Here is a 12,998-nt window from a genome sequence, read left to right as displayed (position 1 = left end):
AATAGATTTTATAATACCTTCACATGAAAAAAATACTTTTTATTTTTAGCTTTTTTGCCCTTATTAGTTGTAAAATTCAGAATACACAACAGGTACTTGAAACTAATAAACCTACTCAAAACACTTACTTTACGATTGCTTTTGGTTCCTGCGACAATCAAAAGATTAAAAATAAACTTTGGCCAGCGATAGACAAAAATCATCCTTCCGTTTGGATTTGGGGAGGTGATAATGTGTACTCGGATACAGAAGATATGCAGTTTCTTAAAAATAATTATGAAATTCAAAAACAAGACGCGGATTATCTAACTTTTATTAAAGATAAAATAGTTTTAGGAACTTGGGATGATCACGATTATGGAGCAAATGACGCTGGGGAAGAATATCCCTTTAAAAGAAAAAGCCAACAGTTATTATTGGATTTTTTAGGCACTTCAAAGAACGCTTCTGAGCGAAAAAGAGACGGAGTTTATACTGCTAAAACTATTGAGGTAAATGAAAATAAAATAAAAGTCATTGTATTGGACTCTCGCTTTTTTAGAACGGCACTGACTAAAGCCACCGATTTAAAAAAACGTTTTCAACCTAATACAGCAGGTGAAGGAACGGTGTTAGGAAATGTACAATGGAAATGGTTGGAAAATGAACTTCAAACTTCTGAGGCACAATTTAATGTTATTGTCAGCAGCATTCAATTTTTATCAAATAAACACGGTTTTGAAGCTTGGGGAAATTTTCCCCATGAAATTGAAAAACTAGAGCAATTGATTGTTTCAACGAAAGCAAAAGGTACCTTTATAATTTCTGGTGACCGCCATATTGCTACTTTTTCTTCCAAAAAAGTTCGCGGATTGTCGTATCCTTTAGTCGATTTTACTTCGAGTGGACTAACCCATACCTATGCTTCTTTTTCTGGCGAAGAAAATCCTTATGTAAAAGGAGAAGTGATCAAAGATATTAATTTTGGGTTGCTGAAGTTTGATTTTGAAAACAATAAGGTGATCATGGAAATTCGTGGAAAAGAAAATACGCTGTTGCAAGAATATGTCCAAATCTATCCTGGAAAATAAATTCCAGGAAGTTTAATTATAGAGTTTTAAAGTTTATTTTTGTCTAAAGTAAATTCACCATGCAAAAACAATTCAGTCTTATTTTGATCTCTTTCCTTATTTTTAATGGTGTAAATGCGCAAGGACTTTTGGAAAAAAAAGAGGAAATATTTACCAGACAAGATACTTTGCGCGGCAGCATAACCAAAGAAAGAGCGTGGTGGGATGTAAAACAGTACCATCTTGATATTAAAGTAAATCCTGCTGACAGTACTGTTTCAGGTTCCAATACAATAAAATATCAAGTTGTTCAGGAATACAATAGTATGCAAATTGATTTGCAAAATCCTATGGAAATTTATAAAGTCATTCAGGATGGAGTAGCTTTAAAATATAGAAGAGAAGGAAATGCATTTTTTATTGAATTGATTGCATCTCAAACAAAAGGAGCCATAAAAAAGTTGACTGTTTTTTACGGAGGCAAGCCTAAAGTTGCTGTAAATCCGCCATGGGATGGAGGAATTACTTGGAAAAAAGATGCTAATGGGAATTCTTTTATTGCTTCTTCTTGTCAGGGATTGGGTGCGAGTGTTTGGTGGCCAAACAAAGATCACATGTATGACGAAGTGGAAAATATGCTGATCAGTGTAAATGTTCCTGAAAATTTGACAAATGTATCTAACGGTCGTCTGATCAGTGTTAAGCAATTAAAGGACGGAACCATAACCTATAATTGGTATGTCTCAAATCCTATCAATAATTATGGTGTAAACATAAATATAGGAGATTATGTTTCGTTTTCAGAAAAATATAAGGGAGAAAAAGGCGATTTAGACTGTACCTATTATGTTTTGAGAGACAATTTGGCGAAAGCCAAAAAACAATTTCAGGATGTTCCAAAGATGTTGAAAGCTTTTGAGCACTGGTTTGGACCATATCCTTTTTATGAAGACAGTTACAAGTTAGTTGAAGCTCCGTATTTAGGAATGGAACATCAAAGTTCAGTGACCTACGGAAATAAATTTCAAAATGGTTATTTAGGAAGGGATTTAAGCGGAACGGGTTGGGGATTAAAATTTGATTTTATCATTATCCATGAATCCGGACATGAATGGTTCGCCAATAATATTACGTACAAAGATATTGCTGATATGTGGATTCATGAGAGTTTTACAAACTATTCTGAAAGCCTTTTTGTAGAATATTATTATGGGAAAGAAGCTGGATTTGAATATATCCGAGGGACCAGAAAGGGAATAAACAATGATAAGTCGATTATAGGAAACTACGGTGTAAACAAAGAAGGATCTGGTGATATGTATCCAAAAGGAGGGAATATGTTACATACTTTACGCCAAATTGTAAATGATGATGAAAAATGGAGAAAAATATTAAGAGGTTTGAACAGTACTTTTTACCATCAAACGGTATCGACTAAACAAATTGAAGATTATTTAAGTCAGCAAGTTGGAATCGATTTAGCTACCTTTTTTAATCAGTATTTAAGAGATACCAGAATTCCTACAGTAGAATATTTTTTCAAGGATAATCAATTAGGATATCGCTGGACAAATTGTGTGTCAGGTTTTAACATGCCTGTTAAAGTAACGCTGAATGGCAATGAAGAATTGCTACAACCAGAGACAGAATGGCAACGTGTTTCTGTAAATACTGAAAATTCAAAATTGGAAATAGATAAAAACTTTTATGTAGCCAGTTTTAATATTACGGAATAAATTACAAAAGGTATGTTTCTGAAATTTAGGAAACATACCTTTTTTTATCTTTTCTTAAACTGTATCGGATTTTCACCCACTACTTTTTTGAAAATTCTATTAAAATATGACAGACTTTCAAAACCACACTCAAAGCACGTTTCTGTTGCATTTTTATCAGTTTTTAAAAGTATTTTAGCTTGTTCTATTCGATACTGATTTAAAAATTCAGTAAAAGTCAATCGGGTCATTTTTTTAAAATAACGACAAAAAGCGGCTTTGGATAAATGAGTCAAACGAGAGATTTCTTCAATAGAAACAGCCCTTTGGTAGTTTTCTTCTATAAATTTATATACTACTTTTAATCGCACTTGTTCTTTGTTATTGTACAGATTCTCAAATGGTTTATCGTGTAATAGTGTCTTTTCATTTGCTGTTGCTAAAATCTGAAATATGGACAGTACTTCTATAAATTGTTCAAAATGTGATAAAAGATGAATTTTTTGAAGCCTTTTGCCAATTTCATCTTTTACAGCTCCATGAAAACAAACCACCTTTTTAGAGTTCTCAAATAATTGATTAATGAAAGCTAGTTCAGGAGTGGTGATAAAGTCATTTTTGAAAAAATCTTCTTTTATCTGTAAAACTACTTTTTCATATTCGGTTTTAATTCCATAATCAAAATTCAAATGCGGAATATTAGAACCTATAAAAACCAAATCACTTCCTTCAAAATCCCCAATATGGTCACCTACGCGTCGTGTTCCATTTGGTGCTACAATGAAAGTCAATTCAAATTCAGGATGAAAATGCCAATAATAAAAATTATTCAATTTTGGATTGACCAATATTCTAAAGGAACTACCGGCTAATCTTTTTATATCCTCAAAAACTATTTTCATACCTCGTTACTGCTATAATTGTTCAATATAATACATATACTTGTCTAAAGTTACTAAAATAAATCAATATTGTACAAATAGCAGTACATTTTGTGAAAGTAATTAAGGTTCACTTTTTCTAATTTTGGAATAGTAATAACACGAAATAGATAACTATGGAAAAGAATAAGCAATCAATGGTTCCCACAATGGTTCCCACAATGGCACATAACAATGCCCACAAAGATATTCCGGGAAATCCATCGACAGCAAAATCCAGCACAACAAAATTAAATGATCGCTCTAATGGTAAACCTCTGCGTTTGCTTACTGAAGCCGATTGGAAGTTTTGGATTGAAAACGGGTATATTGTAATAAAAAATGCTGTTCCGAAAGAAAACGCTAAAAAAATGGCCGATTTCCTGTGGGAATTTGAAGAGAAAAATCAAAATGACCCAGAAACTTGGTATGCGCCACCAAGAGCCGAAATGCAAATGAAAGAACTTACCAATAGCGGTATGGTTGAAGTGTACAATCATCAATACCAATGGGATAATCGACAAATGAAAAAAGTATACGATGCATTTGTAGATATTTGGGGAACGGAAAAATTATGGGTAACCATTGACCGAGCAAATCTAAATTTACCAGTCCGTCCGGATTTTGATTTCAAAGGATTCATACATTGGGATTATGATCCTGAAACAAAACCTCAAAACGTACAAGGAGTTCTCGCTTTGGCAGACCAAATGGATGAAAATATGGGAGGATTTCAATGTATTCCTGATTTATACCGAAATTATGATACTTGGAAACTGACACAACCGGAAGATAGAAATCGATTTCAACCGGATACCTCTGAATTTGAAGGCAAATTTGTTAAAGTAAAAATGGAAGCAGGAGATTTATTGATTTTTAACAGTTCACAACCGCATGGCATTCGCCCCAATATTACAAAAGATAAAGTGAGAATGGCACAATATATTTCTATGATGCCAGCGGAAGAAGAAAATGAAGAACTACGTCAATGGAGAGTGAATTCCTGGAAAGACAGAATTGCACCTGAAGGATATGCCTTTCCTGGAGATCCCCGTAAATGGGAACAAACCAAATATAAAACGGCAGCGCTTAGTGAATTGGGAAAAAAATTATTGGGAGCAGAGAAGTGGTAACAATAAAGTAGACTATGTTTTTATCGTAATTTAAAAAGTCTCTTGCTATAAATAATTTTATTATTGGCTGACATAATTTCCAATTTCAGAAGACCGAATTCTGATTCACGATGATGTTTTGGCCACCGAAGGAACGGCAAAAGTAGTTTGTGAATTGGTCAAAAGATTGGATAGAGAAATTGTACAATGCAATTTCCTAATGGAATTAGCTTTCTTGAATGGAAGGGTAAAAATCAAAGGAAATGAAATTTTTGCCGCAATTACGTATTAATCCAGCGCACGTGTGGTTACGTAATATCTAAAACCAATAATCGCCATTTGCCATTTTTTGGCTTTAGCCAAATCCAATCGCTGTTTGGTGAAACTAGGTAAAATAACTTTGTTAATTTGGGCTAGGATTTTATACATATCATTTTGTTTAATGTAAAGATATAAAAAAAGACGGTCTTAATTTAGATCGTCTTTCTGGGTTTTTATGAGGATTTTATTTTTTTTGAAATTCTTTTGTTTCAATTTCAATAATTCCATTTAATGCTTTTTCTCCATATTTTTTTAACGCATTCTGTTTTGTGCTTTCGGGTCCATTTGATGGTTTTTGTGCACCTACTGAAAAAATATCCTCTGGCTTTAATTTATCCAAAGCTTGATAATCACTAATTTTTCCATTAATAACTATAACTGCTTCTTTATAGTTTACATTCTTATCATTTTGAATTCTCTTAATATTGTCTTCTGGCGCAAATGTTCCAAAATTGATCTCCCAACCTTTATTATCCTTTTTAACAGGGTCGCCTTTTGCAGCTTTAGATTTAAAAGTTGGTGCAGCAGGTGGTGTTGGTGGCTCAGGTATCATCTCTTTACCATCTAAATAACTTTTAGTAATAATACGGATTGAATTCTTAGCTGAAGTACCATCTTTTTGAATATTTACTGAGCTAATATAATTTGGATTCATGCTTTCAGCCTCTAGTGGGCTTACTTTTTTTCCGTCAATAAAATATTCTGCATCGTCAGGAATACCATTTTTTTCTGTCGTTATCTTTGTAACCGTATACGTGGTTTTTGGTTTTTGAAGAATTTTTAAACTATTGGGATTCACATTTTCTAATCTTAAATCCGTTACTTGTGTATTAGAATTAAAAATATTTGTACTTTTTGCTGTTTTACCTTTTGTTACAATTCTAATTATAGATTTGTTATTCTCCTTAACAACATCCATCGTAGTTATGTCATTAGGATTCGTTCTATCTAATTCTTCTTTACTTACTTTTTTTCCATCGATAAAAATCTCTGTATTTTTATCAATACTGTCATTTTTAGAACTACTGACTATAAGTACTTTAGCTTTTTTAATACTATCTTTTTCTTGCTGGATTTCTAAAGCAGCAGTAACTGGATGTTTTGATTCTACTTTGACGGTTTCTTCTTTTACTTTCTCCTGAGCAATTACATCAATTTGAAATAAAAATATAAATGCTACTAAAGCAGGAATAACGACTGCGTACTTCCAAGAATTCGATTTTTTTGATTGATTTTTGTTTAACATAACGATTCGTTTTTTGATTAATGATTGATAAAAATGATTGGTAATGGCAACACAATTCTCGTGTGTTGTAATTTTTAAAAGCGTCAACTGATACGCTTTTTTGTCGGATATTTTTTTCGTGGCTTCGCTGTCAGCAATGAATTCCAAGTTTTGGATAATTGCTTTTTTATAAAACCAAATGAATGGATTAAACCAAAACACAATACAAAACAATCTTGAAATCAAAACATCAACAGTATGATTTTGCTCGCTATGAACTTTTTCGTGTTCTAAAATGTTTTCTAGTTCAGAGCTGCTGTACAAGGACGAATTGTAAACGATAGTATTAAAAAAAGAGAAAGGAGCGAGGTTGTCTTTTAAGTCTATAAATTTAAAATTCGCTTGACGTTTTATGGTTTTTCCTTTTACTATTTTTTGTAAACTGTAAAATTCAAAACCAAATTTAGTGAAAAGGCATAATGTGCCAATGCAGTACAGCACTGCTAATGCCAGAAAAATATATTCTTGCGTGTGGTCTTCATCAATAATTGTACTTATGGGCAATGATGACCAATCATAATTTATAGGAGTAGGTTCTACCCATATTGTTTTAGTAAAAACAACTAACGGCAAAAGAATGGAAGTGAATAATCCCAATAACAAAAACCAACGATTGCTTGTGAAAAAGGTTTCTTTTCGCAACATAAAATGATACGCCAAATAAAACAAGGCAATTAATCCGCTGGATTTGATGAGATAAATATAAAATACTTCCATAATTAATATTGTTACTCTAAAGTTTATATTTCCTCTTTATGACTTTCAATCATAGCCAAAATTTCCCGTAATTCAGCTGCAGATATTTTCTCTTCTTTGGCAAAATGCGATACCATATTTTTATATGAGCTGTTGAAATAATTATCAATAGCAGTATTCATGAATCGTTTTCTATAATCTTCTAAACTTATAATAGGAAAGTATTGGTGTGTGTTTCCAAAGGCATTGTGCGACACAAATCCTTTTTCTTCCAGATTGCGCACAATGGTTGAAAGTGTGTTATAATGGGGTTGATCTTCTGTGATTTCTGCAAGGACTTCTTTTACGAATGCTTTTTTGAGCTTCCATAAAATGTGCATGATTTCCTCTTCTTTGTTGGTTAACTTTTGCATAATTTTTTATTTAAACCAAACCTACAACTATTTTTTTAGTTATCAAACTATAAATGTAGTTTTTTAACTATTTTTTTAGTTTTAACGTATTTTTGCAGTTTTTTGGAAATTAATTATCCTTTTAATCAAAAATGTTATCATCACAAGGAGACTGCGTGAAGGGTAGAAGCTAGCTACCGAAGTAGCGCGTATAACCCGACGCTATAAAGAAAAGGGGCTAATAACGATTTTGTTGATAAGCCCCTTTTTTTTATAGGGTCACGCCCAAAGAATGATAATGGAATTAATTGTGTTCTTTTTGAACGAGTTTTTGCAGCCAGATACAACCTACCACTGCTAAAATACCTAAACTTCCCATGACAAACCAGTTAGCTTGGTAGCCAAAAGCGGCTATGATTTCTAGTCCAGTTTTAGAACTCGCAATGTGTGCTAAGCTGAAGCTCATGGTAAACAAAGCCATGTAGCGGCCTTCATGCCCTTTTGGAGCCCGGCTCAACGCAAATGAATTGGAGAAAGGGAAGATGAACATTTCACCAAAAGTGATAAAAAGAATACTAACAATTAGTATTCCAGCCCACATATTGATGAGTAAAACATAAAAACTCAATGACATTAGCAGTGCGCCCCAAAGAATAATTTTGAGTATACTGATGCCTTTTCTTTGAGTGAAACTTACAATTGGCATTTCCAGAAAGAAAATTAACAGTCCGTTTAAAGACAATAAAAGTCCACTTTGAAACTCGGTTAATCCAAATTTTTCATTATGATATAAGGGTAAAGTGGTGAAAAGTTGAAAGAAAAGCATGGCTGTTATGAAACAAACAAAAAGGAAGATCCAGAATATTCTGTCTTTGAAAACAGAGGCTGGTATCTCAGTTTCGATATTGGCGGAGGCTAAATCGATAGGTTTTTTGCGTTCTTTTACCAGTAGGGTGAAAATTAAAATAGATACAATACACGAACTTCCATCCACCCAGAATAATCCGCTGTAACCTAAATTCATAATGATTAAACCACCTAAAGCGGGTCCAGCTGTGAAGCCTAAATTTACCGCTAACCGAACTAAAGTCAGAGCTCTGGTACGATTTTCAGGTTTAGCATAAGTCGCCAAGGAGACAAACATGGCGGGACGAAACATATCAGCAACGGTCATTATGACAAACATTCCAATGCACAATCCCCAGAAGGTCCGAATGTATTGTACAAAAAACAAAAGGATTCCGCTGGTGAATAAACTGAAAACCATGATTTTATAAAAGCCTATTTTATCGGATAATTTGCCACCAAGCCAAGATCCCAGCATAGAACCAAAACCAAAAGCAACCATAATCCATCCCACTTGTGCGTAGGATAAATTCAAATCTTCTTTTAAATACTTAGATAAAAAAGGCAAAACCATCGTACCGGCGCGATTTATAAAAGTGACGAGCGTTAGAATCCAAATTTCTCTGGTAAAGCCTTTGAAATTATTAATGTAGCGTTGAAAAGCAGTTTGAAACATGTATTTGTTATATTTTGCAAAGGTAGAAAACTTTGTACCGATGCGTCTTTGTGTCCTAGTAACTTTTAAACTATTTTTGCATAAAAATAAGAACATGAGAACGCTATTTACTTTATTTCTTTTGATTCAATTGAATTTAGGCTTTGGCCAATATAAATTTGACGTTTCGGCTGTAGCCAAATTTCAAAAGGAATTAAATTCAGAATATGCCGATGCAAAGACAAGTCCGTTGACTCCGAAAGATTTAGCGGAATTCAAAACACTTGATTTTTATCCTGCAAACGAAACTTTTTATGTGGTCGCTAAGTTAGTAAGAACAAAAAAAGAGAAGCCTTTTGAAATGAAAACGTCAACGGACAGGAAACCATTGTATGTAAAATATGGGGAGCTTTCTTTTACAATTGACGGTCGGGATTTGAAACTGAATGTGTACAAGAATATGGAGCTCTCAAAAAAAGAGGAATATAAAGACTATTTATTTTTACCGTTTTCAGATCTGACTTCAGGAAACGAAAGTTACATTGGCGGGAAATACATTGATTTGAAAATCCCAAAAGGAGATGCTATTGTGATTGACTTTAACACGTCATACAATCCGTATTGCGCGTATAATTTTACATATTCCTGTCCAATAGTACCATTGGAAAATGATTTGAATATCGAGATAAAAGCGGGAGTTAAAAAATTTCACGACTAATGGATTTCTTTAATCTACATACACATAAAGATACGAATCAACCCAATGTGTTGGAATTAGTGAATCAATATCCACAGGAATTTGATGCAACAATTCCGTATTATTCCATCGGGATTCATCCGTGGTTTATCGTTGAAGAACGAATAGAAGCTGATTTGGCGATAATCGAAAGTAAATTACAAGAGGGGAATTGTCTCGCTGTAGGTGAATGTGGACTGGACAAACGCATCGAAGTTTCAATGGAATTGCAACAGTTGGTTTTCGAAAAGCAATTGCTTTTGGCGCAGCACTATCAAAAACCAGTGGTAATACACTGTGTCGGTGCTTTTCAGGAAGTGATTGCAATTACGAAAAAATTGAATATTTCAGTTCCAATGCTGATTCATGGGTTTTCCAAAAATGCCCAAGTCGCTAAACAATTAGTGAACAATGGATTTTATATTTCGTTTGGGAAATATTTATTGCTAAATCAGGACCTAGAAGCTGTTTTTAAAAGCGTTCCTGATAATCGATTTTTTTTAGAAACAGATACGGTGGATGAAGGGATTGAAGCAGTTTATGAATTGGCAGCAAAATACAGAGGAATTTCGCTGGAAGAAATACAGGAACTTGTGAATAGTAATTATAATGAAGTTTTTGATTTCAGAATTTTTCAAAAACATTAAACTTTAAACAAAAAACAATGGCAGAATGGACAGAGAGAGCCGAACTTTTATTCAAAAAAGAAGGTTTAGATAATTTAAAAAAGGCAAATATATTGGTTGTAGGATTGGGTGGTGTTGGTTCTTTTGCGGCCGAATTTTTGGTAAGAGCAGGAGTGGGAACGATGACTATTGTTGATGGTGACGTAGTTGATATTACCAATATAAACCGACAATTGCCTGCTTTACATTCAACTGTAGGACAACCAAAAATTACTGTTGTCGGGGATCGATTAATGGACATTAATCCAGAATTAAAATTGACGCGTGTACAGGAATTTCTTTCGCCAGAGCGTGCTTTCGAAATTGTATCGGAGGAATTTGATTATGTTTTGGATTGCATTGACAGTGTGACTCCAAAGCTGAATTTGATTATTGGAGCCAAACGAAAAAGAGTAAAAATCATCAGTAGTATGGGCGCAGGTGGGAAAATGGAAGCTTCAAAAGTGAAAGTGACTGATATTACCAATACCGTGAATTGTTATTTTGCCAAAACCATTCGAAGACGATTGAAAGAATTTAAAATTGATAAACTGAAAGTGGTTTTTTCTTCGGAAATTCAAGATGAAACGAGTTTAAAAATGACGGATGGATCCAATTTCAAAAAATCATTTTATGGAACCAATAGTTACATGCCTGGATTATTTGGTTTGTATGCTGCAGAAACCGTGATTCGCTATTTACTTAAGAAATAGTGGTGAGAATTCAGTTTTTTAATGTTCCGTTCTAAAAAGTTAAGAAGTCTTAAAATCTATAAAGTCTAATAATTTAACAAAAATGATACAAACCGTAATTTTTGACATGGATGGTGTAATTGTCGATACTGAACCCGTACACCGTTATGCTTATTTCAAACAATTCGAGGAATTGAATATTCCTGTTTCGGAGGAAATGTACACCTCATTTACAGGAAATTCTACTCGGAATATATTTCAGAAATTGAAAAAGGTTTTTGAAATTGAACATGAAGTAGAGGATTTGATTCAGCGAAAAAGGTCTATTTTTAATGATGCTTTTGATAGTAAAGATAATTTGGAATTACTGGAAGGTGTTGAAAGTCTAATCATAGAATTGCATCAAAACGGCATGCAATTAATTTTGGCTTCTTCGGCTTCAAAAGTTACCATAGAGCGTGTGTTTAATAGGTTTAAATTGCATGACTATTTTACGCATGTGGTAAGCGGCGAAGATTTCCCTAAATCAAAACCACATCCTGCTATTTTTGAACATGCTGCTTCATTATCGATTGCCCCAAAAGAAAATTGTATCGTTATTGAAGACAGTACAAATGGAATAAAAGCGGCCAAAGCTGCTGGGATTTTTTGTGTGGGCTACAACAGTATTCATTCTGAAGCACAAGATTTATCGGAAGCAGATGTAGTGATTAATCATTTTAACGAATTGGATTTTGAGGCAGTTAGGAATATTCAATCTAAATTAAGGAATAATTAACAGTACAAAGGCATTGAATTTGTAAATTTGGAAAACATTTAAAAATTATAATATGAAAAAAATAATCATTGCACTGGCTTTATTTATGGTCGGTTTCAGCGCTGAGGCTCAGTTAAAAACACCTCAATCAAGTCCGAAAATGACGCTTATGCAAACAGTTGGTTTGACTGATGTAGAAGTTAACTATTCAAGACCAAGTGCCAGAGGAAGATCCGTTTTTGGAAATTTAATTCCTTTTGGAAAAGTATGGAGAACTGGAGCTAATGAAAATACAACTGTTTCCTTTAGCGATGATGTGATTATTGATGGTAAAACATTGAAAAAAGGAAAATATTCATTGTATACTATTCCGAAAATAGAAAGCTGGGAGATACTATTTTATAAAACTACTGATAACTGGGGTAATCCAGAAGAGTGGAAAGAAGAAAATGTAGCGCTTAGAGCTACTGTTAAGCCTGAAACAGTGAATAAAAGTGTGGAAACATTTACTATTGGAATTAGTGGTTTAGACAATAATTTTGCCTTTTTAGAAATCTATTGGGAGAACTCCTATGCTGCTTTAAAATTTGAAGTGCCAACACAACAAAAAACAACGGCTAACATCGAGAAAGCATTAGCTGGACCAGCTAGTGCAGATTATTTTTCTGCTGCTCAATTTTTATTCCAATCGAATGGCGACAATGCAAAAGCATTGGTTTATGTAAACAAAGCGTTAGATATGTCTAAAGACAAACCGTTTTGGTACAACAGATTGAAGTCATTAATTCAAGCTAAACTTGAGGACAAAAAAGGAGCAATCGAAACGGCTAAGGCATCACTTGCAGCAGCTGAAATTGCTAAAAACCAAGATTACGTGAAAATGAATAAAGACAGTATTACAGAGTGGAGTAAAAACTAATTACTCTAACGTTTTTATATAAGAAGATCTAGTCTCCATTTAGAGACGGGATTTTTTTTTGAAATTTTGGACTGTGTAATTTATTAGATGTTTGCGTATATAGTATCCATGGGATTATCATTACTCACCAGTTCGCTCTTGCTCGTTTCTGCGGAAGAAGAGATTTTTATATAAGAACTTCTGAAGTAAAAAAAATAACCGCAGATTCACGGATTATCAATATAAAAATCTGTGAATC

13 protein-coding genes and 1 pseudogene are annotated in these 12,998 nt (G+C 33.5%); 9 read left to right on the top strand and 5 right to left on the bottom strand.

Translation table 11 applies throughout. From position 1 onward, the window contains the following. Positions 1-23: 23 nt before the first annotated feature. Positions 24-1,070, top strand: a complete 1,047-nt coding sequence (locus tag EKM05_RS03040; protein WP_126553397.1) for an alkaline phosphatase D family protein — start codon at positions 24-26, stop codon at positions 1,068-1,070. A 59-nt stretch (positions 1,071-1,129) separates the two neighbouring features. Beyond that, on the top strand, positions 1,130-2,785 hold the full coding sequence (locus EKM05_RS03035) for a M1 family metallopeptidase (RefSeq protein ID WP_126553395.1): 1,656 nt from the start codon (positions 1,130-1,132) through the stop codon (positions 2,783-2,785). A 44-nt stretch (positions 2,786-2,829) separates the two neighbouring features. On the opposite strand, the gene EKM05_RS03030 is transcribed toward EKM05_RS03035, so the two are convergent. Next, positions 2,830-3,666 (bottom strand): AraC family transcriptional regulator, encoded by an 837-nt coding sequence (locus EKM05_RS03030; protein ID WP_126459331.1) that lies wholly within the window; start codon positions 3,664-3,666, stop codon positions 2,830-2,832. Between the two features lie 155 nt (positions 3,667-3,821). Here EKM05_RS03030 and EKM05_RS03025 point away from each other — a divergent pair, with 155 nt between their 5' ends. Both EKM05_RS03025 and EKM05_RS03020 read left to right on the top strand, forming a co-directional pair. After that, the gene (locus EKM05_RS03025; protein WP_126553393.1) at positions 3,822-4,817 is read left to right on the top strand and encodes a phytanoyl-CoA dioxygenase family protein; all 996 of its coding nucleotides are present in this window, start codon (positions 3,822-3,824) and stop codon (positions 4,815-4,817) included. 91 nt (positions 4,818-4,908) lie between these two features. Continuing rightward, a pseudogene (locus EKM05_RS03020) lies at positions 4,909-5,088 on the top strand (adenine phosphoribosyltransferase); the annotation flags it as partial. Here the strand turns inward: EKM05_RS03020 and EKM05_RS03015 are convergent. From EKM05_RS03015 to EKM05_RS03000, 4 genes are all read right to left on the bottom strand, one after another. Then, a complete protein-coding gene (locus tag EKM05_RS03015; RefSeq protein ID WP_091170625.1) occupies positions 5,085-5,225 on the bottom strand; it encodes an SsrA-binding protein in 141 nt (46 codons plus the stop codon). The pseudogene EKM05_RS03020 and the gene EKM05_RS03015 overlap by 4 nt on opposite strands. A 76-nt stretch (positions 5,226-5,301) precedes the next feature. Further along, positions 5,302-7,119 (bottom strand): M56 family metallopeptidase, encoded by a 1,818-nt coding sequence (locus tag EKM05_RS03010; protein WP_126553391.1) that lies wholly within the window; start codon positions 7,117-7,119, stop codon positions 5,302-5,304. 23 nt (positions 7,120-7,142) lie between these two features. Further along, the gene (locus EKM05_RS03005) at positions 7,143-7,511 is read right to left on the bottom strand and encodes a BlaI/MecI/CopY family transcriptional regulator (RefSeq protein WP_126459340.1); all 369 of its coding nucleotides are present in this window, start codon (positions 7,509-7,511) and stop codon (positions 7,143-7,145) included. Positions 7,512-7,794: 283 nt separating this feature from the next. Continuing rightward, complete coding sequence (locus tag EKM05_RS03000; RefSeq protein ID WP_126553389.1) at positions 7,795-9,012, bottom strand: MFS transporter; 1,218 nt, start codon at positions 9,010-9,012, stop codon at positions 7,795-7,797. 94 nt (positions 9,013-9,106) lie between these two features. Between EKM05_RS03000 and EKM05_RS02995 the strand changes: the two genes are divergently transcribed. The 5 genes from EKM05_RS02995 to EKM05_RS02975 all read left to right on the top strand — a co-directional run bounded on the left by EKM05_RS02995 (position 9,107) and on the right by EKM05_RS02975 (position 12,760). Further along, entirely contained in the window at positions 9,107-9,709 is a 603-nt protein-coding gene (locus EKM05_RS02995) for a DUF1684 domain-containing protein (protein WP_126553387.1), read from the top strand. Next, positions 9,709-10,374, top strand: coding sequence for a TatD family hydrolase (locus EKM05_RS02990; RefSeq protein ID WP_126553385.1), 666 nt, complete (start codon positions 9,709-9,711; stop codon positions 10,372-10,374). Before EKM05_RS02995 ends, EKM05_RS02990 begins: the two co-directional genes overlap by 1 nt. Positions 10,375-10,391: 17 nt before the next feature. Beyond that, positions 10,392-11,105, top strand: coding sequence for a ThiF family adenylyltransferase (locus EKM05_RS02985; RefSeq protein ID WP_126451503.1), 714 nt, complete (start codon positions 10,392-10,394; stop codon positions 11,103-11,105). A gap of 82 nt (positions 11,106-11,187) precedes the next feature. Then, positions 11,188-11,862, top strand: a complete 675-nt coding sequence (locus EKM05_RS02980; RefSeq protein ID WP_126459355.1) for an HAD family phosphatase — start codon at positions 11,188-11,190, stop codon at positions 11,860-11,862. A gap of 52 nt (positions 11,863-11,914) precedes the next feature. Beyond that, entirely contained in the window at positions 11,915-12,760 is an 846-nt protein-coding gene (locus tag EKM05_RS02975; RefSeq protein ID WP_126459357.1) for a DUF2911 domain-containing protein, read from the top strand. Positions 12,761-12,998: the final 238 nt, after the last annotated feature.

The sequence above is a fragment of the Flavobacterium sp. GSP27 genome, assembly GCF_003970395.1.
GTDB lineage: Bacteria > Bacteroidota > Bacteroidia > Flavobacteriales > Flavobacteriaceae > Flavobacterium.
The sequence above is the reverse complement of the archived record's forward strand: the minus strand, read 5'-3'. Positions and strand labels throughout refer to the sequence as shown.